A 17,531-nucleotide genomic window follows, 5' to 3' on the forward strand; every position below is an offset into this window, starting at 1 on the left:
GTGACTGATGATCGATGTCCGGTGACCGGTACCCCCGGTCGTCAGCTATCGATTCGACTCCGCTGGATCCTCAGTGTTCGTCTCCCAGTTTCTTTCGCATTTTGACATGCGGGATGCCCGCCTCCGTGAACTCGTCGCCGACGGATTCGTAGCCGAGTTCACGATAGAAGCCGGCCGCGTGCGTCTGAGAGTGAAGCGTGAGCGCGGCGAGTCCCTGCTCGTCGGCCTGCGCTTCGATGGCGAGCATGAGCGCGCGACCGACGCCGGTCTCGCGCCAGGGTTCGCGGACGGCGACGCGTTCGACCTTCCCTGTTTCGTCGGTATCCGCCGTTCGGAGCCGTGCAGCGCCGATCGGGTCCGCATCGGGGGAGTCAGAAGCGTCGGGAGCATCAGAAGCGTCGGAGGCGTCGGCTTTGTCGCCGTACGCGACGAAGTGCACGGCATCGGCCTCAGGGTCGTCGTATTCGTCGTACTCGAGCGCTTCGTCGACGCCCTGTTCGTCGACGAACACCTCGTGGCGAACGTCGAAGGCGTCCTCGCGCGCGGCATCCGCGTCGGCGACACGTACGTCGACCATTGTGTGTTCTTCAGCCTCGGCTCTCGAGAACGTTACGACTCCGACGCGACCGGGCGAAACCCGAACTCGATCGAGTGAGTCATCCGATAACGATCGCCACTGTACCGGCAGTACGAAAGAAGAGTAGAAATTCGCGTTCGACCGCGCTCGAGCTTACGAGAGTTTCTCGATATTGCTGACGACTTCGTCGGCGAACTCGCTGGTGGCGAGTTTCTCGGCGTCGTCGAGCTGGCGTTCGAGGTCGTAGGTGACCTTGCCCGAAGAAATCGTCTCTTCGACGGCGTCGCGGACGAGGTCTGCAGCGTCGGTCCAGCCGAGGTACTCGAGCATCATGCGGCCCGAGAGGATCATGGCGGTCGGGTTGACCTTGTCCTGGCCCTCGTACTTCGGTGCGGAGCCGTGGACGGGTTCGGCGAGCAGGCGACCGTCGCCGAAGTTGGACCCGGGAGCGATGCCGAGGCCGCCGATCTGTGCACCGGCGGCGTCGGACATGTAGTCGCCGTTCAGGTTCATCGTCGCGATGACGTCGTACTGGTCGGTGCGGGTCAACAGCTGCTGGAGCATGTTGTCCGCGATGCGGTCGTTGACGACGACGGCGTCTTCGGGTGCCTCGCCGTCGTTCTCCTCCCAGAGGGTGTCCTCGGTGATGACCTCGTCACCGTACTCCTCTTCGGCGACCTCGTAGCCCCAGTCGCGGAACTGACCCTCGGTGAACTTCATGATGTTGCCCTTGTGGACCAGCGTGACCGAGTCCCGGTCGTGTTCGAGGGCGTAATCGATGGCGCGCCGAACCAGCCGCTTGGTCCCGAACTCCGTGATCGGCTTGACGCCGATGCCGACGGGGCCGTCGTGGATGACGTCGTCCTCGCCCATCTCGTCCTCGACGAACTCCTTGACCTGCTCGACTTCGTCGGTGCCGGCCTCCCACTCGATGCCGGCGTAGACGTCTTCCGTGTTCTCGCGGAAGGTGATCATGTCCATCTGTTCCGGTTCGGAGACGGGAGACGGAACGCCGTCTAGGTGATAGGTCGGACGAACGTTCGCGTAGAGATCCAACAGCTTGCGCAGTCCGACGTTCAGCGATCGAAAGCCGGCACCGACGGGCGTCGTGAGCGGACCCTTGATCGCGACGCGGTGTTCTTTAATGGCTTCGACGGTCTCGTCGGGCAGGTTCTCGTCGTACTTCTCGCGGGCGGATTCGCCGGCGTAGACGCGCATCCAGTTAATCTCGCGGCCGGTCGCGTCGGCTGCGGCCTCGAGCACCTTCTGTGCGGCCGGGCCGACGTCGCTACCGACGCCGTCGCCGTGGATGATCGGAATGATCGGGTTGTCGGGGACCTCGAGTTCGTCCTCGGTTCCCTCTTTCAGCGTAATCTTTTCCCCGTCCTCGGGGACCTCGATCTTGTCGTAGCTCATCTCGTCTAGACGGTTCTCCGACTGTGGTAAAAGGGCTACCATTTCTATTGCGACCGGCGAATATTGCACCCGAGTTCGACAGGAGTTTTCACCGGGGGGAGCAGACTGAGACGGGAGCCGGATCGAGTACGGTGATCGAAAGTGTCGGTGAGACGCCGAGTACTGCCTGTAAAATCCCGTTTATGGGCGGTCTCCGATGAGAACGCGATCCGGTGAAGCGTTGTCGTTCACGGACGTGCTCTGTGGCAGATGCGCTCTCGGTCGAGACTGTTGGGCAACGGCTGTTCTTTAACTCTGGAGTCCTGTTTAGTATTACTTCTCTTCGGGGGACGGCTGGCAGTGTCGTTACCGGTGTGTCATTCCCGGTGTTCGGATCGCGTCTTTCTCTCCGGCGCGTCGCCCCCGGTTTCAGGAACGGGGCCCCTTCGCATCGATATCGTCATTCCCCGTCTCATCCCAGTGGCGTACGAGCAACCAGCCGCCGACACAGCAACTGGCCCCGCCAGCCAGCGCGAGCAGGAGCTGTACGCCGCCCGAAAGCCGCGAGTGGGTGCGAACGGTCCACAGTATCGAAAACAGCGCGATCCCGACGACCAGGGCCGTCGAGCCGAGGTCGACCCGATCCCAGTCCGCCTCGATTCCCAGCCGCACGACCGCGAGCAGTGCCATCGCCGTACAGAAGACCCCGAGCAACGCGGCTGGCGTCGTCATCGTCGGTGGCGGTTCTCGCGCTGCCGTGGTAAGTATGTCTGTTTCGATGCGTCTTCACCCGTCGCCGGCCGTCGGTCGAATCCAAAACCCGTTATGACCGGTCCCCGTCAGTCAGGGTATGCAGGTACTCGTCCACGGCGGCGCCGGTAGCGACCCCGACGACCCGGCCCCGCGACAGGCAGTCCTTGACGAGGCTGCCGCAACCGCTGCAGCGACGACCGACCCAGTCGGTGCAGTCGAAGCGGCGCTGCACGTCCTCGAATCCTCTCCGCGGTTCAACGCCGGGGTCGGCAGCGCCGTTCAGAGCGACGGACAGATCCGCACGGATGCGGGGATCATGACCGATTCTCGAGCGGTCGGTGCCGCCTGCTCGATGCCGGGCATCGAACACGCGGTCAGCGTCGCCCGCGTCGTCATGGAAGCGACGCCACACGGCTTCGTCTCCGGCGATCACGCCGTCTCGCTCGCCGACGCGTTCGGCATCGAAACCGGCGTCGATCTCTGGTCCGATCGAACGCGCGAGCGGTGGGCCGAACTCGATCGACCGGCGGACGGTGTGCAGAGTGAACTCGCGTGGATCGAGGACCGGTACGGCCGAACGGACCCAGGGGGACGCGACGACGAGACGGACGACGAGATGGATCAGCCAGCACAGACGGCGACCGACCCGCACGAGAGCACCCTCGGTCACGACACCGCCGGACAACGCCCAACGAGCAGCGATCCGACGGATCACGACACCGTCGGTGCCGTCGCCCTCGATGACGACAGCGGCCGCCTCGCCGCCGCGACCTCCACGGGCGGCCGCTGGCTCGCACTCGCCGGCCGCGTCGGCGACGTCCCGCAGGTCGGCTCCGGCTTTTACTGTGCACCCGCCGCCGCCGTCAGCGCAACCGGTGCCGGGGAGGACATCGCCCGCGTCACGCTCTCGCGACGCGTCGCCCGACACGTCGAACGGGGCTGCGACGCCGATACCGCTGCTGCGCTTGCGATCGACGAGTTCGCCGAACTCACCGGTTCGACGGCCGGCGTGATCGCCGTCGATGCAACCGGGACGCTCGGCTCGGCGTACAACAGCGCCGCGATGCAGACGGCGCGGGCGACGGACCGCTGAGAGCATCCCGCAACGATCGGAGACGCAACCTCTTTTTGCCGACCGGTGCAACTCCAGTGCATGGCCGACTCCGAGGATCAGGTGGACCTCCAGTCTGAGAAGTACGAGAAGCACCGCGAAGCGGGCGACATCCTTGCGCAGGTTCGCGAGGAGACAGCCGAACGTGTCGAGGTCGGCGTCAGCCACCTCGAGATCGCGGAATACGCCGAGGACCGCATCCGCGAACTCGGCGGTAAACCGGCGTTCCCGGTCAACATTTCGATCGACGAAGAGGCCGCCCACGCAACCCCGTCGATCGACGACGACTCGACCTTCGGTGAAGAGATGGTCAACTTAGACATCGGTGTCCACGTCGACGGCTGGCTCGCGGACACCGCCATCACCGTCGACCTCTCGGGCACTCCCGAACTCGCGGAGGCCTCCGAGCAGGCGCTCGAAGCCGCTCTCGAAATCGTCGAACCCGGCGTCGAGACGGGCGAGATCGGAGCCGAAATCGAAGACGTGATCGACGGCTACGGCTACAACCCGGTCGTCAATCTCACCGGGCACGGGTTGGACCACTGGGAGCAACACACCAGCCCCAACATTCCGAACCGCGCCGTTTCCCAGGGAACAACGCTCGAGGTCGGCGATGTCGTTGCGATCGAACCCTTCGCGACCGACGGCGGCGGCAAGGTCACGGAGGGCGCGACCGAGGAGATTTTCGGGCTCGAACGCGAGGGCACCGTCCGGAACCGACAGGCCCGCGAGGCGCTCGCACAGATCACCGACGAGTTCAAGACGTTGCCGTTCGCGACGCGATGGCTCGAGACGGATCGGGCGGAGATGGCCCTGCGACGGCTCAAGCGAAACGATATCGTCCACGGCTATCCGGTGTTACAGGAGGACGACGGCTTCCTCGTTAGTCAGAAGGAGCATACCGTGATCGTGACCGAAGACGGGTGTGAAGTGACGACGCAGTAGGGCGTTCGCCGCCGTCGGTTTTCGTCTGTCGGTTTTCGTCTGTCTTTTCCGGTTGTGCGCGATCAGTTTCCGCTCTTGTTCTCGTTCCCGTTCCCGTGCCCGTTCTCGTTCACAGCCCACAGCCCCGCTCGGTCCCGTCGGTCCGCCGTCTCGCTCTCGGGCGCGGTGAATAACGGATTCGCCGGCCGCGAGTCGACGAGAATTCGCCGGCCGCGAGGAGAACGCGACGGCGACGATTCTAGAGACGGTCCGAATGCACTCGACAGGGGCGGACAGTAGAGCGCACTATCCGTGTCGAGGGGTGACAGTGAGGATGATATCCGGGAGAGCGATTAACGCGCGGAAATAGCAGAGAGGGCGGCAGCAGTACGACAGATCAGGCGTTGTTCATCCGCTGACTCGTCCGATTCCCGCAGCGCTGGCACTCGCTTACGCGGTAGGGTTCACGGGAAAACTGAGCGTTTTCCTGCTTGACACTCTCGGTTCGAATCTGGACCGACACTTCGTGGAGCGTTTGCAAGTCGCAGTCATCGCAGTATTCAGTAAGGCCGTTTACAGAGTCGTCAGTCGTTGCCATTACTGGAGTAGTTGCGATAGTGAACTCTTAAAGGCGCGTCTCATTTCGAACGCTGAGTCATAAGATCTGATATGTTCTTGGATCCCACTAGATCTTTCAATAGTTATTCTCGAACGAAGAGAGCGATTGTCTCTATAGCCTAGGTATTCAATATCACGGTAGTGAAAGGCACAGCTACGCTCGGATCGAGATGGGGACGCTCGTAACTGACACACACGTTATGCTATTTCCGATCACGACTCGAGTGGGGAAACGAATCCCGGATCGATTGCGGGCCGCCTGTCCGGAGACACAATCAGTATAGGGTCGCCGCAAGTGGTATCGTGTATGGACCAGGTGTTTGCCCCGTGGCGGATCGAGTGGATCAAACGCGACGAGCAAAACCCCGATATCGAGGCGTGTGTCTTCTGCGAGTTCCCGGAGATGGATGCTGACCGGGAAAATCGGATCGTCGCGCGGAGCGAGCACGCGTTCGTCCTGTTGAACAACTATCCGTACAGTCCGGGACACGTGATGGTAATTCCATACGCTCATACGGGAAAGTACGGCGACCTGACTGATGCGGAACTGCTCGATCACGCGCGACTCAAGCAGCGAACGTTCGATGCGCTGGAGACGGGACTCGGACCCGACGGCTTCAACGCGGGGCTGAACCTCGGCGACGGCGCCGGCGGCTCGATCGACGATCATCTCCATACGCACATCGTGCCGCGCTGGCAGGGCGATACCAACTTCATGCCCGTTATCAGCGATACGAACGTGATCGTGCAGGCGCTCGAGGAAACGTACGATCAGCTCCACGAAGCGTTTGCAGCCCAGGACGGCGCGCGCGTTGTCGATGCGGAGACTGCCGTCACCTTCGACTAATCGTGCGAGAACTCGCCGTCGAATCGCTCGTCAGGCGTAACTCGCGTCGAGGAAGTCGACGATCCGTTCGGACTCGGCCATCGTCACACCGGTGTCTTCGTCGACGATAACGGGGACCTGACGCTGGCCGGAGACGCGCTTGACCTCGTCGCGTTCGGAATGTAAGCTCTCGACCCAGTTGCTCTCGTAATCAACGTCGAGTTCATCGAGCCGGTCGGCGACGCGTTCGCAGTACGGACAGCCCTCGAGCTGGTAGAGCGTAATCGCACCCATGGCGGGCGTTCGAGCTGCGGCGGTAAAAGCGTACGTGACGGTCGACGCGGATCGAAATCGACGGCGGTGCGGGACGCGGTGAACTCGGAATCACTCGATCGGGACGTGGGCTCGCGTTTCGGCCGGATCGGTGGCGCGACCGGGACGTTCGGCGAGCACGACCTCCTCGGTCGTCCGCCGCCCCTGCCGCCGCACCGCGATCTCGATGGGCTGTCCCGGCCGCGTTTCGGTCAACAGGTAGCGCTGGAGTTCCTCGTGGGAGTCGATCTCGTGGCCGTCGATGCCGACGATCACGTCGCCGCCGACGGGAACGTCGCGACCGCGTACCCGGCGGACGCTTCGACACCCGTGCAGTGCGGCGCTTGCAGGGCCGAGCGGGGCGTCCACGACGAGCACACCCTCCGGAGTCGCCAGGTCGTTGGCCTCGGCGACGGTGGGCGAGACATCCACCGTCTGAACTCGCAGGTACGGATGGCGGAATCGGCCGCGTTCGACGAGGTCCGGAACGACCCTGGAGACGACGGCCGCGGAGATGGCGAACCCGATGTTCTCGCCGGTTTTCGCCCGGTTGACGCCGACGACGGTCCCGTCGAGCGTGACGAGCGGGCCGCCGCTGTTACCCGGATTGATCGGCGCGTCCGTCTGGACGGTGTCCGGGATGGTGAACCCGCTTCCGGTCGGCGACGACCGGTTCACGCCGCTGACGATCCCCGTCGTGATCGTTCCGTCCAGGCCCATCGGATTACCGAGCGCCGCGACCGGTTCGCCGGGCGTCGGCGGCCGGTCCGCGATCGGCAGGGGATCAGCGTCCGACGGCAGCGCGTCGGTACGGATCACCGCGAGGTCCGTGTGGGCGTCGGTTCCGATCACGCGTCCGGTCTCCCAGGACGCGTCGCTGAACCGGAGGTCGACCGCATCGACGTCGCCGACGACGTGCCGGTTCGTGATCACGTGGTCGGCGTCGTAGACGAATCCGGATCCCGTCCCGCCCGGTCGACGGCGCTCCGGATCGACGTACACCGAGACGACCGACGGAATCGTTTCACGGTACAACTGTTCGAACGTAGTTGGCGTACTCATTTATCTCCCGGGACACCACACCGCCGTGCTGCCGCCGGGTTCACCACCGGTTAGGGGGTGTGATAACATAAGACAATCGGTGCGATGAACGCTTCTCCGACGGGTGTACGGCACAACGAGAGAACGTGGGGTCGCGTCATCGCGCGAGGCGTCACACCGGCTCGCCGAAGGCGTACATCGTCTCGTGGGCCGTCACGTCGAGGTCGATGAAGTCGCCGGGTTCGATCCCGTGCTCGCTCGCGTTCTGGACGATGATTTGTCTGTACGCGGCGTCGCGGCACTTCACGGAGTCGGCGGTTCCCTCCTCGACGACCAGCACGTCCTCGCGACGCTCGCCGACCATGTCCGCGTAGGCGTCGGCGACGATGTCGCGCTTGACTTCGCTCATCTCCTTCGAGCGCTCCTTCTTGATCGTGCCGCCGAGTCCTTTCATGTCGGCGGCGTCGGTCCCCGGCCGCTTGGAAAAGCGGGTCACGTTGATCTTCTCGGGGCGGGTTTCGCGGAGCAGCGCCATCGACTGCTCGTGATCGTGGTCCGTTTCCGTCGGGAACCCCACGATGAAGTCCGTCGAGAGCGTCCAGTACTCGAGCGCCTCGTCGAAGGTCTCGACGACCTCGACGTACTCCTCGACCTGGTGCTGGCGGCGCATGTCGCCGAGTACATCGTCGCTGCCCGACTGGACGGGCGCGTGCAGGAACCCGTAGAGTTCGTCGTACTCGGCGAAGACATCGGCCAGTTCCTCCCGGATGCCGTGGACGCCCTTCGGGTTGGCCATCCCGACGCGAACGCGGAAGTCGCCCTCGAGTTCGCAGATTTCGGCGAGCAGACGGTGGAGCTTGCGCTCGCCCTCGTCCCAGCCGTAGACGCCGGTGTCCTGGCCCGTAATTCGAATTTCCTTCGCGCCAGCGTGGATCAGGGCGCGAGCCTTCTCGACGTTCTCCTCGATCGACGGGGAGTCGATCTTGCCCGTCGCGTGCTTGGTGATGCAGTACGAGCAGTTCGACATACACCCCCGAGCGATCGGGAGGATGCCGACGACGCCGTCCAGAATCGGTTCGGCATCGGGCGTCGTCGTCGGACACTCGCCGTTGGTTACGGCCTCGGGGACCTCGTCCCAGTGAAGCACCTGGCCGTCGACATCGGCCTGAGCGAACTCTTCGCCCTGTGCGAGGGCCATACAGCCGGTGATAAAGAGGTCGGCCGTCTCCTCGGAGAGTTCTTCGGCCCGCCGGAGCATATTGCGCTCGGTTTTCTCGACGACGGTGCAGGTGTTGAGGATGGCGACGTCGGCCTCGTCGGGGCCGTCGACCCGGTAGTGGCCGGCGTCGCGGAGCCGTCGCTCGATCTCGCGGCTCTCGCCGCGATTCGACGTGCAACCGTACGTTTCGATGTGATAGCGGGCCATCCGTTGTGATTCGGTTCAGGGTCGGGAAGGCAAAAGCCCGACGGATCGGGGCTCTCGAACTCGTCCGCTCACGTCATCCCGTACTCCTCCGCGAGTCGCTCGTAGTTGTCGTCAAGGACGTTGATCGTCGCGATCAGCGCGCCGAGGACGACCGGACCGAAGAACAACCCCATCACGCCGAACGCGTACACGCCACCGAGGACGCCGAGGATGATGACGGCGGGGTTGAGTTGGGCGTATCGATCGACGACGATCGGCCGCAGGTAATCGTCGGAGATGCCGACGATGACCGCGCTGTAAGCGAACAACGCGACGGCCAGGATCGGCTGGTTCATCGCCAGGAGATAGACGACCGCGGGTCCCCAGACCAGAAACGCCCCGACCAGCGGGATGAGCGCGAGCACGATCATGATGACCGTCCAGAAACCGGCGTTCGGAATGCCGGTCGCAAAGAGCCCGAGTCCGGCGATAATCCCCTGGATGAGCGCGATCAGGACGTGACCCGCGAGGACGGCCCACATGACCTCGTCGAGTTCAGTGTAGAACTCGTCTTGCACGTCCGACGGAAGCGGCGTGACATCGCGAATCCAGGCCAGGAGCTTGTCCCCGTCTCGGAGGAGGTAGTAGAGCAGAAACAGGGCGACGCCGAACCCGACCAGGGCGTGCGTGAGGACGCCGATCCAGGCCGTCGTCTGTTCGACGAGGACGGAGCCGATCTGCTGTGCTGAATCCGAAAGCGTGGCCGCCAGGTCGACCTCGTACCCGGTTTCGGCCGCAATGTAGCGCTCGATTTCTGCGACCTGGAGCGTTTCTGAATCGAGATTCTGGAGCATCCGCGCCGCGTCGTCGGCGACCGCAGCGAGGACGATAACGAACGGAACGATAAACACGGTGATCGCGAACGCCAGGAGGGCAAACGCCGAAACTGTCGGCGAAAACCGCCGTTCGAGACGGCGCTGGAGCGGATACAGGACGAAGGCGAGCAAAATCGCCATCAGTATGTACTGGAGAAACGGCACGACGAGCTGCCAGGAGAGGTATGCGAAGATCGCGACGAGCGTGAGGAGATAGCCCTTGCTGATGTTCACGAGTGAACCGACCACGCTCGCCGGGATAAAATTGCTACCGGCATCGATCAGTCTCCGCCGTTCAACCGGCCGCCCGACTCCTCGCCTGCGGAAAGAGACCTGCAGATACCGGTCCGCCTGGTTACCGGAAATCGCTTCGTCGAGTTCACCTCGTCGCTAATCCGGACCTAGTCCTCTCGGTCGGCGACCGTTGCGGCGGGGACGGCCCGCCGGACGCTGCGGACGGCGCGCTCGGCGTTGGCTCGACTGGTGTAGCCCTCGCCGCTGTCGGCGAGGATGTTGCCGTTCCAGTGGACCAGCCGCCAGCGCCACTCGTCGGCGCGGTCCTGGTAGACTTCGAAGCGGCTGGTGCGGCCGAATTGGGCGTCCGTTTCTGTTTCCGGTTCCATTTCGCCCGTTTCCTCTACGCTCTCCGCAGTGGAACCGTCTACTTCTTCCGCATCGTCCACCGCGTCAGTTCCGGTCTCGACTCTCGGGGAGAGCACCACGGGATCGGGTCCAGACGCGTCGACATCGGTGCCGTCGACGATTCGGGCAGTTTCGTTTTCCTCGTCCCACTCGAGTTCGATTTCGAACTCGACGGTGGCGGGGCGGTCGGCGTCTGCTGTGTCCGTAGCTTCGTCCTCGTCGTCTTCATCGCCCTCGTCCCCGTCAGCCGGCTCGCGTTCGGCTTCGAGTTCGAGGTCGACCTGTGATGGGATGGTTACGGAGACGGTCCGGTCGTCGTTCTCGTCACCGAGCAGGTGGATCGGACGCTCGTCCTCGATAGCGACGGCGAGGTCTCGAAACAGCGCTCCGAGTTCGTCTCGGTCAACGGCCGTCTCTCGTTCCAGTTCGAACTCCGAGGGGTGGTCGTCGTCCATGGCGGAGGGTACGGCACGCGAGGGTGTAATGGTTGCTGACGATTACGGTTCGGGTTCGGGTACGGATTCGGATTCAAATTCGATTTCGGATTCGAATCCGGCTCCAGTCGAGACCCGAATCAACGACCGACTCGACGGCGATGACGCGTTGTTCCAGTAGTGGCGAGTTCTTCGTTCGGAACTCGGATTGAAAGTGACTCGGCTGTTCGGCGACTACGTGTGCGAACTCGCCGACGGGAGGCCTATTACCCGAGCAGTCGAGTAACGCCTATGCTTGACCGGTCGTTTGATTATACCGTCGCTATCCTAATTATCGTCTCCGTCACCCTCTCCGCGCTAGGCGTCTTGGGTACTACGCAGGCGATCGCTGTGCTGTTCATCACCGGGTCTTCCCTGCTGTTCTGGATTGCGAAATACGTGTTACGAGGATACTCGGACGCGACGCAGGCGCAGGATCCGAACGAATAACGGCGAACGGGCCGCGCACGGATTGTGCGGCGGATCGGGTCACACCCCGCTGGTCGCCGAGAAGGGGCGACCGGGGCCGGTGTGTTTTTGTCGGCGCGCTGTCTTCGCTCGCTCGTGACTTCCCGCGAGTGGGACATCGACCGGCGCGCCGTATTCGACCGAGACGAGTTCACCTGCCAGCACTGCGAGCGCGCGGGTGACGAGGAGACGCTTCGGCTGTATCCAGTCGGCACCGTCCCGATCGACGGCCCGGTCCACGAGAGTTCACTCGTGACGGTCTGTTCGACGTGTGCGGCTGTCCTCCGGGACGACGCCCGACCTGCTCGCGAGGGGAGCGCCGTCGACTCGGCCGCTTCGATCGACGCGGACAGTTCGGTGACGCTGGCGGCTATCGCTCCCGACGAACTGTTCGCGCTCGTCCACGAGACGACCCGCGAGCAGGGAACGGCAGTCTCCGATGCCGCCGCGTTCGCCTCGTTCGCGACGACGCTCCCGTCCGCGCTTGCGGGCTCCGACGGCGACGGCGACGCGAGTGCTGGTAGCACTGATAGCACCGATCGCGCTGATAGCGTTGATCGCGCTAATCGCGCCGAGAGCGCCGAGAGCGCCGAGAGCGCCGAGAGCCCCGAGAGCCCCGAGAGCCCCGACAGCCCCGACAGCCCCGAGAGCCCCGAGAGCCCCGAGAGCCCCGAGAGCCCCGACAGCCCCGACAGCCCCGAGAGCACTGCTCCTGCAACTGGAGACGAAACCGGAGACACAGAACCCGAAGCGAGCGTCGACAACCTCTCACGCGAGTTCGTCACCGCTCGGCGGACGCTCTTACTCACGCTCTCGGTCGTCGACCGCCGACTCGCCCGACTCGATCAGTTCGAGGGCGACGCGACCGAGTCGGCAGCAGCGCCGCTGCTACTCGACTTCGTCGACACGGCAACGAACCTGCAGTCGGAACTCCACGAACTCGTCTCGCTGGCCGAACTCGTGGCCGCATCGATCGGTCGGTGCCACAACTGCTTCGAGCCACTTCCCGTCGGTGCTGCTCCCGACGGACCGACTCCGTCACAGCCCTGTCCGACCTGTGCCCAGTCCCCCCGCGATACCGAAGCGTGGCACCGCGCCGACTCGAACGCCGTCGACTTCGAACGCCTCTTTTCGGCGACGAACGACACCCTCCGCGACGCCGCGGCCACGACCGAGACGCTCACCGAGCGAACGACGGCACTCGCAACTGAACTCGTCGAAAAATAGCGCAAAAGCGGTGGGCCGTCGTGGGTCGGCGTCGCGTGTTACAGGTCGGTCGTCGCTTCGAGTGCGATATCGATCGCGCGGCCGACGTTGTTCTTCGCCTTTTCGGGGAGTTCGTCGTCCTCCGTGTCGGTTCCCTTCTGGGTTCCCTCGACGAGGTTGCCGTCGACGGTACAGATCGCGCCGGCGCGTAGCCCCTTCCGGCGGGCGAGCGTGAAGATGGATGCGGCTTCCATCTCGACGGCGAGCAGCCCTGCGTCCTCCCAGTCGGTGATGTATGCGTCGGTCTCGGCGTAGTACGCGTCGTCCGAGGCGATCGGGCCGACGTGGACCGCCTCGTCGTTCGCTTCCGCCGAGTCGACGAGCGACGAGAGCACGTCGTAGGACGGGACGGCCGGATAGGAGACGTCCTCGTAGCGCTTCGAGGTCCCCTCGTTCTTCGCCGCCCCGTTGGCGACGATCATGTCGCCGATCTCGATGCCCGACTGGAGCGCGCCGGTCGTTCCGACGCGTACGAAGGTCTCGACCCCGACGTTCGCGAGTTCTTCGACGGCGATGGCGGCCGAGGGGCAGCCGATCCCGGTCGAACAGATCGTCAACTCGCGGCCCTCGTAGGTGGCATTGACGACCTTGTATTCGCGGTTCTGAGCGACCGTCTCGGACTCGTCGCAGTGGTCTGCGATCCGATCGACGCGACCCGGGTCCCCGGGGACGAGCGCGATATCGGTCAGGTCACCCTCTGCAACCAGTAGATGCGGTTGTGTACCCATACCGTCGCCTTCCGCGGGTGGCGAGAAAAAAGATTCGAGAGCGGCGGAGTCGACCGTCACTCAGCCGAGACGACGATCTCCTCCGGATAGACGGTGACTGCGGCGTCGTCGACGCGGAACGTCACCTCCTCCACCGACCGTGGCATCCCCGTGTTCGTGTCCTCGAAGAGGGCGTCGAGGGCCTCGGGGTCGACGTAGTCGTATAGACGGGTACTGGCTGCTGTCACGTCTTCGTCCCGGAAGCGCGCCAGTGCCGTCGCAGCGGCGATACTCGGCGGTTCCGATGCTGTTCGATCGTACCGGACGCGCCGCCCGAGTTCACATCCGTAGGACTTGCGTGGCCTTTGATCTGTCATGTCTCTCCGTCACGTCTCCGTGACTTTCTATGCTAATTGCCAACGGGATCGCCCATATAGCTACCGTCAGACAACATGGGGTGAGAACGCCGGACGGCGTCGACATCGCCCCACTCGAGCGTATGACGTATTTTTCGGTTAGAATCGCGTTCTGAGAAACCCCTCGACTGCCGGTCTCGTCGGCGCGCTTCGAGCCCCCTCCTGGCTCGCCGTCAGGGCTCCGCAAGCGTTTGCGAACTCGAGAGCGCGTTCGATATCCGCCTCGGCCTCGAGTTCGGGTGTCGAGTCGGCTGTGAGTGTCGCCAGCGTGTCGACTCGGTCGAGGAGGGTCGCGATGAAGCCGGCGGCGAAGGCATCGCCGGCACCGGCCGTGTCGACGGTTTCGACGTCGAATCCCGGGTGGACGTACGAGCCGGCGGGGGTGTGAACTTCCGCGCCGTCGCCGCCGTATTTGACGGCGACGATGCGGTCGTCGAAGTCGGAGCCGACGTACTCGTCTTCCAGGAGGGCCGCGATTTCGCGGTCGTTTGCGAAGACGATATCGGCAGCGCCGAGCGCGTCGGTGTAGTCGCGGTCGCCGAGTCGGCGGCCGGGGTCGAAACTGACGGTGAGGCCGGCCTCGGTCGCCGTGCGGGCGATAGCCGCGGCGGTATCCGGGCGCTGACTCGTCAGGTGAACGTGCTCGGCGGTTCGAATCCGTTCCCGGTCGAGTTCGGCCGGCGTCACCGCCTCGTTGATGCCGTCGTTGCCGAGGACGGCGACCTCGCCGTCGTCGTCGACGAGCAGGTACTTGACGGCCGTTTCGGCACCGTCGACGACGCGGAGCCCATCGAGGGAGACCCCGGCGGCCTCGAGTTCACGGCTGGCGAGTAGTCCGTTGTCGTCGTCACCGACGCTGCCGATAAGGCCGGTGTCGACGGCGAGCGTTGCGAGTGCGGTCGCGACGTTTCCGGCGCTCCCGCCGCCGGACTGGTGCTGGGAGCGGATCGCAGCCTCGCAGTCGGCCTCGGGGAGCCTGTCGACGCGCAGGGTCACGTCCCAGTTGACGTGACCGGCAGTGAGCACCCTGACCATGCACCGAACCGACGACCGCCGACGAGAAAAGTCTAGGCAACTGCGAATAGGATGACGTTGTGAATCCCCGGTCCGAAGCCGACGGCCGCGATGAACGCAAGCAGGAGTCGGGCCTGGCGCGGCGCGTCCTCGACGTACTCGCGGAACAGTCCGAGGACACCCATCACGAGGGCGACCTTGACGACGACAAACAGCCAACCCGCGCCGATGAACTCGGCGGTCGGCAGTTCGTCGCCGACAGTAAGGATGAGCGCCGAGAGGGGGACTTCCTCGCCGGCGTTGAGCACGTCGTAGCCGATGGCCGTCGAGACGGCGTCGAGCGCATGACCGAAAATAACGAGCACGCCGGTCGTGCCCGTGACTGCGGCGACGTCGGTAAACCAGAGTCCGAGGACGAGCCAGGCGACGGCGGTCGCGATGCCCGCGGCGACGACGGCGATAACGGACCAGAACGGCTCGAACGTTCCCGACTCGAGACTCTGGAGGAGTGCGAACATCGTAAAGACGACGAAGAAGCCGGTGCCGACGGTCCCGAGAACGCGTTCGATCGAGGGCTGGAGCCCGCCCGTATAGATGAAAATAGAGAGAATCCAGACGAGTCCAGCCCCGGTCGCCGTGATGAGATAGACCGTCGGCGTGGCAAACAGGACTTCGATCGAATCCGGATAGGCCTCGAACCGGTGCAGGACGTGTAACGTCGCCCCGAACATCATCCACGGGGTCAACGCGAGAACGGTCCGGTCGGTGACCGGCGGATCGAGCGCCCACAGCAGTGCGACGACACCCCCCAGCACGGCGAGCAGCGGCACCAACAGGTACCACGGTGGCAGCACGAATCCCTCAGGCAATACCATACCCCCTACTGTCGACACCAGTAACTAACACTTTCCGATCAGCGGTGACACTTCGGGGCGGAAGATGGTCTCGAACGCGGACACAGGGCGGCGCTCCCTGTCTGGGAGTTAGGTGGTATCCCAGGGTTCAGCGGTCGTTTCGCCGAACAGTTCGCGCATGAGCGTGACGATGCTCTCGGGCGGGAACTGGCCGCGTTCGGTGACGATCGCATCGACGTAGCGCGGCGGGGTAACGTCGAACGCGGGGTTTTCGACGCGCAAGGGCGCCATCCCGTCGGCGTTTCCATCAATCGCCGTCCGCTCGTCCGTCGAGAGCACTTCCGCCTCCTCGCGCATCTCGATCGCGACCGTCTGTCCCGTCATCGTGTCCGGATGCAGTTTGATCGTCTGGGCCGCAACCATCACGGGAACGCCGCGTTCGCGCGCGTTGACCGCCAGTCCGCTGGTACCGATCTTGTTGATGACGCTCCCGTCCGCGGCGATGCTGTCCGCCCCGACGAGGACGTGATCAGTCTCGTCCAGATACCGACGCGCCGCGTTGTCGACGATCAGCGTCACCGGCACGCCCAACTCCCGCAACCGTTGGGCCGTGATGTGACCTTGCTTTCTGGGACGCGTTTCCTTGACGATCGCCTCGACGGCCGTCCCCGACTCGAGCGCCGCCTCGATGCACGCGAGCGCATCGGTCGAATGGCAGTGAGTCATCACGACATCGCCGTCACGCAACCGATTCGCGCCGATCTTCCCCAGTTTTGACTGAGCCTGCTCGAGTTCAGCGCGGAACGTCTCGGCGGACTCGACGGTCGACGATTGCAGTGCCGAGACGGTATCGCCCTCCGTTCCGCGGAGCACGTAACGGAGTGCGTTCGGCAGACTGACCGCCGTCGGGCGCGTCTCGTAGAGTTCGCGTGCACTGGCCCGCAGATCACGTTCGAACGCCGCCGGGGTCGCCGCGTCAGAGCGTTCCGCCTGCGTCGCAAGCGCCGCTGCGGCCGCGTCCGCGATCGTCGCCGCCCCGCGAATCCGCATGGCTGCGATGTCGTCGGCAGTTGCCGTGACGGCCGGATCGACGACAGGCTGGTCCGAATCCATGCCACCTGGTTACACGCCCCAGGTCAAAAGTAATCGGGCGGGTTTTTGCCCGTCCACCGAGTCGGTCCGCTATGGCCACGGAACTCACTCGCAGCGAACTCGCGCCGCTGATCGATCACACGGTGCTCGGCCCCGAAACGACGCCGGCCGATGTCGAAACCGTCCTCGCGGCGGCCGGCGACCACGGCATGAACGCCTGTATCCCTCCCTATGCGGTCGCCGAGGCCGTCGAGTTCGAGTACGCTCCCGACGTGACCATCGCGACGGTCGTCGGCTTTCCCCACGGCCAGCACGACCACGAGGTCAAACGCCGCGAGGGCGTGACGGCCTGGCAGGCCGGCGCGGACGAACTCGACGTTGTCATCAACGTCGGCCGCCTGAAGGCCGGCGAGGACGACGCCGTTCGCGCCGAACTGGCTGAACTCGTCGCCGCGGTGCCGATTCCGGTCAAGGTGATCATCGAGACGGCGCTGCTCACCGACGAAGAGAAGCGGCGGGCCTGCGAGGCCGCCGTCGCGGCGGACGCGGCGATGGTCAAGACGTCGACCGGGTTCGCCGATGGTGGAGCGACCGTCGAAGACGTCGCACTCATGAGCGAGTACCTCCCCGTGAAGGCAAGCGGCGGGATCGGCAGCTACGACGAGGCGATGGCGATGATCGACGCCGGCGCGGAGCGGATCGGAGCCTCAAGCGGGGTGGCAATTTTGGAGGGGGCACCCGAATCGAACGCGGAGTAGCAGT

Annotated in this window: 21 protein-coding genes; 7 read left to right on the forward strand and 14 right to left on the reverse strand. The window is 64.5% G+C overall.

The features are described from left to right. Nucleotides 1-70: 70 nt before the first annotated feature. From SM755_RS00585 to SM755_RS00595, 3 genes are all read right to left on the reverse strand, one after another. Nucleotides 71-577 carry a GNAT family N-acetyltransferase gene (locus SM755_RS00585; protein ID WP_323170999.1) on the reverse strand — a complete coding sequence of 169 codons (507 nt, stop codon included), beginning with the start codon at nt 575-577 and terminating at the stop codon, nt 71-73. Nucleotides 578-730: 153 nt separating this feature from the next. After that, nucleotides 731-1,993, reverse strand: coding sequence for an isocitrate dehydrogenase (NADP(+)) (gene icd / locus SM755_RS00590; protein WP_006664696.1), 1,263 nt, complete (start codon nt 1,991-1,993; stop codon nt 731-733). A gap of 408 nt (nt 1,994-2,401) precedes the next feature. Further along, nucleotides 2,402-2,704: a hypothetical protein gene (locus SM755_RS00595; RefSeq protein ID WP_323171000.1), complete on the reverse strand. Its 303-nt coding sequence runs from the start codon at nt 2,702-2,704 to the stop codon at nt 2,402-2,404. Between the two features lie 118 nt (nt 2,705-2,822). Between SM755_RS00595 and SM755_RS00600 the strand changes: the two genes are divergently transcribed. After that, nucleotides 2,823-3,818 carry an isoaspartyl peptidase/L-asparaginase gene (locus tag SM755_RS00600; protein ID WP_323171001.1) on the forward strand — a complete coding sequence of 332 codons (996 nt, stop codon included), beginning with the start codon at nt 2,823-2,825 and terminating at the stop codon, nt 3,816-3,818. 60 nt (nt 3,819-3,878) lie between these two features. Next, nucleotides 3,879-4,781 carry a type II methionyl aminopeptidase gene (gene map, locus SM755_RS00605; RefSeq protein WP_006664693.1) on the forward strand — a complete coding sequence of 301 codons (903 nt, stop codon included), beginning with the start codon at nt 3,879-3,881 and terminating at the stop codon, nt 4,779-4,781. Between the two features lie 376 nt (nt 4,782-5,157). Here the strand turns inward: map and SM755_RS00610 are convergent, their stop codons facing one another. Next, entirely contained in the window at nt 5,158-5,358 is a 201-nt protein-coding gene (locus SM755_RS00610) for a hypothetical protein (protein ID WP_006664692.1), read from the reverse strand. 327 nt (nt 5,359-5,685) lie between these two features. Between SM755_RS00610 and SM755_RS00615 the strand changes: the two genes are divergently transcribed. Beyond that, complete coding sequence (locus tag SM755_RS00615) at nt 5,686-6,225, forward strand: HIT domain-containing protein (RefSeq protein ID WP_323171002.1); 540 nt, start codon at nt 5,686-5,688, stop codon at nt 6,223-6,225. Between the two features lie 30 nt (nt 6,226-6,255). Here the strand turns inward: SM755_RS00615 and SM755_RS00620 are convergent, their stop codons facing one another. The 5 genes from SM755_RS00620 to SM755_RS00640 all read right to left on the reverse strand — a co-directional run bounded on the left by SM755_RS00620 (nt 6,256) and on the right by SM755_RS00640 (nt 10,934). After that, nucleotides 6,256-6,498, reverse strand: coding sequence for a glutathione S-transferase N-terminal domain-containing protein (locus tag SM755_RS00620; RefSeq protein WP_323171003.1), 243 nt, complete (start codon nt 6,496-6,498; stop codon nt 6,256-6,258). A gap of 90 nt (nt 6,499-6,588) precedes the next feature. After that, on the reverse strand, nt 6,589-7,578 hold the full coding sequence (locus SM755_RS00625; RefSeq protein WP_323171004.1) for a trypsin-like peptidase domain-containing protein: 990 nt from the start codon (nt 7,576-7,578) through the stop codon (nt 6,589-6,591). A 151-nt stretch (nt 7,579-7,729) separates the two neighbouring features. Beyond that, nucleotides 7,730-8,983 carry a tRNA (N(6)-L-threonylcarbamoyladenosine(37)-C(2))-methylthiotransferase gene (locus tag SM755_RS00630; RefSeq protein ID WP_323171005.1) on the reverse strand — a complete coding sequence of 418 codons (1,254 nt, stop codon included), beginning with the start codon at nt 8,981-8,983 and terminating at the stop codon, nt 7,730-7,732. 68 nt (nt 8,984-9,051) lie between these two features. After that, nucleotides 9,052-10,071: an AI-2E family transporter gene (locus tag SM755_RS00635; protein WP_049903349.1), complete on the reverse strand. Its 1,020-nt coding sequence runs from the start codon at nt 10,069-10,071 to the stop codon at nt 9,052-9,054. A 167-nt stretch (nt 10,072-10,238) separates the two neighbouring features. Further along, nucleotides 10,239-10,934 carry a DUF1508 domain-containing protein gene (locus SM755_RS00640; protein WP_323171006.1) on the reverse strand — a complete coding sequence of 232 codons (696 nt, stop codon included), beginning with the start codon at nt 10,932-10,934 and terminating at the stop codon, nt 10,239-10,241. Here SM755_RS00640 and SM755_RS00645 point away from each other — a divergent pair. From SM755_RS00645 to SM755_RS00655, 3 genes are all read left to right on the forward strand, one after another. Continuing rightward, nucleotides 10,933-11,094 (forward strand): hypothetical protein, encoded by a 162-nt coding sequence (locus SM755_RS00645; protein WP_323171007.1) that lies wholly within the window; start codon nt 10,933-10,935, stop codon nt 11,092-11,094. The two genes, SM755_RS00640 and SM755_RS00645, sit on opposite strands and share 2 nt — an antisense overlap. A 110-nt stretch (nt 11,095-11,204) precedes the next feature. Continuing rightward, nucleotides 11,205-11,402, forward strand: a complete 198-nt coding sequence (locus SM755_RS00650; RefSeq protein ID WP_323171008.1) for a hypothetical protein — start codon at nt 11,205-11,207, stop codon at nt 11,400-11,402. 114 nt (nt 11,403-11,516) lie between these two features. After that, nucleotides 11,517-12,647, forward strand: a complete 1,131-nt coding sequence (locus tag SM755_RS00655; protein ID WP_323171009.1) for a hypothetical protein — start codon at nt 11,517-11,519, stop codon at nt 12,645-12,647. A gap of 38 nt (nt 12,648-12,685) precedes the next feature. Here SM755_RS00655 and SM755_RS00660 read toward each other — a convergent pair whose 3' ends face one another. The 5 genes from SM755_RS00660 to SM755_RS00680 all read right to left on the reverse strand — a co-directional run bounded on the left by SM755_RS00660 (nt 12,686) and on the right by SM755_RS00680 (nt 16,790). Then, entirely contained in the window at nt 12,686-13,414 is a 729-nt protein-coding gene (locus tag SM755_RS00660; RefSeq protein WP_323171010.1) for a nucleoside phosphorylase, read from the reverse strand. 56 nt (nt 13,415-13,470) lie between these two features. Then, a complete protein-coding gene (locus tag SM755_RS00665; protein WP_323171011.1) occupies nt 13,471-13,770 on the reverse strand; it encodes a HalOD1 output domain-containing protein in 300 nt (99 codons plus the stop codon). Between the two features lie 138 nt (nt 13,771-13,908). Then, on the reverse strand, nt 13,909-14,844 hold the full coding sequence (locus SM755_RS00670) for a PfkB family carbohydrate kinase (RefSeq protein WP_323171012.1): 936 nt from the start codon (nt 14,842-14,844) through the stop codon (nt 13,909-13,911). Nucleotides 14,845-14,876: 32 nt separating this feature from the next. Further along, the gene (locus tag SM755_RS00675; RefSeq protein ID WP_323171013.1) at nt 14,877-15,698 is read right to left on the reverse strand and encodes a DUF63 family protein; all 822 of its coding nucleotides are present in this window, start codon (nt 15,696-15,698) and stop codon (nt 14,877-14,879) included. Between the two features lie 108 nt (nt 15,699-15,806). After that, nucleotides 15,807-16,790 carry a ribose 1,5-bisphosphate isomerase gene (locus tag SM755_RS00680; protein ID WP_323171014.1) on the reverse strand — a complete coding sequence of 328 codons (984 nt, stop codon included), beginning with the start codon at nt 16,788-16,790 and terminating at the stop codon, nt 15,807-15,809. A 71-nt stretch (nt 16,791-16,861) separates the two neighbouring features. Here SM755_RS00680 and deoC point away from each other — a divergent pair, with 71 nt between their 5' ends. After that, nucleotides 16,862-17,527 (forward strand): deoxyribose-phosphate aldolase, encoded by a 666-nt coding sequence (gene deoC / locus SM755_RS00685; protein ID WP_323171015.1) that lies wholly within the window; start codon nt 16,862-16,864, stop codon nt 17,525-17,527. Nucleotides 17,528-17,531: the final 4 nt, after the last annotated feature.

Origin of the sequence: Natrialba sp. PRR66, assembly GCF_034808065.1 — an archaeon.
In the GTDB taxonomy this organism is placed as follows: domain Archaea; phylum Halobacteriota; class Halobacteria; order Halobacteriales; family Natrialbaceae; genus Natrialba; species Natrialba aegyptia.

What these genes read in the sequence shown, in the direction of transcription:
- SM755_RS00585 (WP_323170999.1), bottom strand. Translation starts at nt 577, where the DNA reads ATGGTCGACGTACGTGTCGCCGACGCGGATGCCGCGCGCGAGGACGCC.
- icd (WP_006664696.1), bottom strand. Translation starts at nt 1,993, where the DNA reads ATGAGCTACGACAAGATCGAGGTCCCCGAGGACGGGGAAAAGATTACG.
- SM755_RS00595 (WP_323171000.1), bottom strand. Translation starts at nt 2,704, where the DNA reads ATGACGACGCCAGCCGCGTTGCTCGGGGTCTTCTGTACGGCGATGGCA.
- SM755_RS00600 (WP_323171001.1), top strand. Translation starts at nt 2,823, where the DNA reads ATGCAGGTACTCGTCCACGGCGGCGCCGGTAGCGACCCCGACGACCCG.
- map (WP_006664693.1), top strand. Translation starts at nt 3,879, where the DNA reads ATGGCCGACTCCGAGGATCAGGTGGACCTCCAGTCTGAGAAGTACGAG.
- SM755_RS00610 (WP_006664692.1), bottom strand. Translation starts at nt 5,358, where the DNA reads ATGGCAACGACTGACGACTCTGTAAACGGCCTTACTGAATACTGCGAT.
- SM755_RS00615 (WP_323171002.1), top strand. Translation starts at nt 5,686, where the DNA reads ATGGACCAGGTGTTTGCCCCGTGGCGGATCGAGTGGATCAAACGCGAC.
- SM755_RS00620 (WP_323171003.1), bottom strand. Translation starts at nt 6,498, where the DNA reads ATGGGTGCGATTACGCTCTACCAGCTCGAGGGCTGTCCGTACTGCGAA.
- SM755_RS00625 (WP_323171004.1), bottom strand. Translation starts at nt 7,578, where the DNA reads ATGAGTACGCCAACTACGTTCGAACAGTTGTACCGTGAAACGATTCCG.
- SM755_RS00630 (WP_323171005.1), bottom strand. Translation starts at nt 8,983, where the DNA reads ATGGCCCGCTATCACATCGAAACGTACGGTTGCACGTCGAATCGCGGC.
- SM755_RS00645 (WP_323171007.1), top strand. Translation starts at nt 10,933, where the DNA reads ATGGCGGAGGGTACGGCACGCGAGGGTGTAATGGTTGCTGACGATTAC.
- SM755_RS00640 (WP_323171006.1), bottom strand. Translation starts at nt 10,934, where the DNA reads ATGGACGACGACCACCCCTCGGAGTTCGAACTGGAACGAGAGACGGCC.
- SM755_RS00650 (WP_323171008.1), top strand. Translation starts at nt 11,205, where the DNA reads ATGCTTGACCGGTCGTTTGATTATACCGTCGCTATCCTAATTATCGTC.
- SM755_RS00660 (WP_323171010.1), bottom strand. Translation starts at nt 13,414, where the DNA reads ATGGGTACACAACCGCATCTACTGGTTGCAGAGGGTGACCTGACCGAT.
- SM755_RS00665 (WP_323171011.1), bottom strand. Translation starts at nt 13,770, where the DNA reads ATGACAGATCAAAGGCCACGCAAGTCCTACGGATGTGAACTCGGGCGG.
- SM755_RS00670 (WP_323171012.1), bottom strand. Translation starts at nt 14,844, where the DNA reads ATGGTCAGGGTGCTCACTGCCGGTCACGTCAACTGGGACGTGACCCTG.
- SM755_RS00675 (WP_323171013.1), bottom strand. Translation starts at nt 15,698, where the DNA reads ATGGTATTGCCTGAGGGATTCGTGCTGCCACCGTGGTACCTGTTGGTG.
- SM755_RS00680 (WP_323171014.1), bottom strand. Translation starts at nt 16,790, where the DNA reads ATGGATTCGGACCAGCCTGTCGTCGATCCGGCCGTCACGGCAACTGCC.
- deoC (WP_323171015.1), top strand. Translation starts at nt 16,862, where the DNA reads ATGGCCACGGAACTCACTCGCAGCGAACTCGCGCCGCTGATCGATCAC.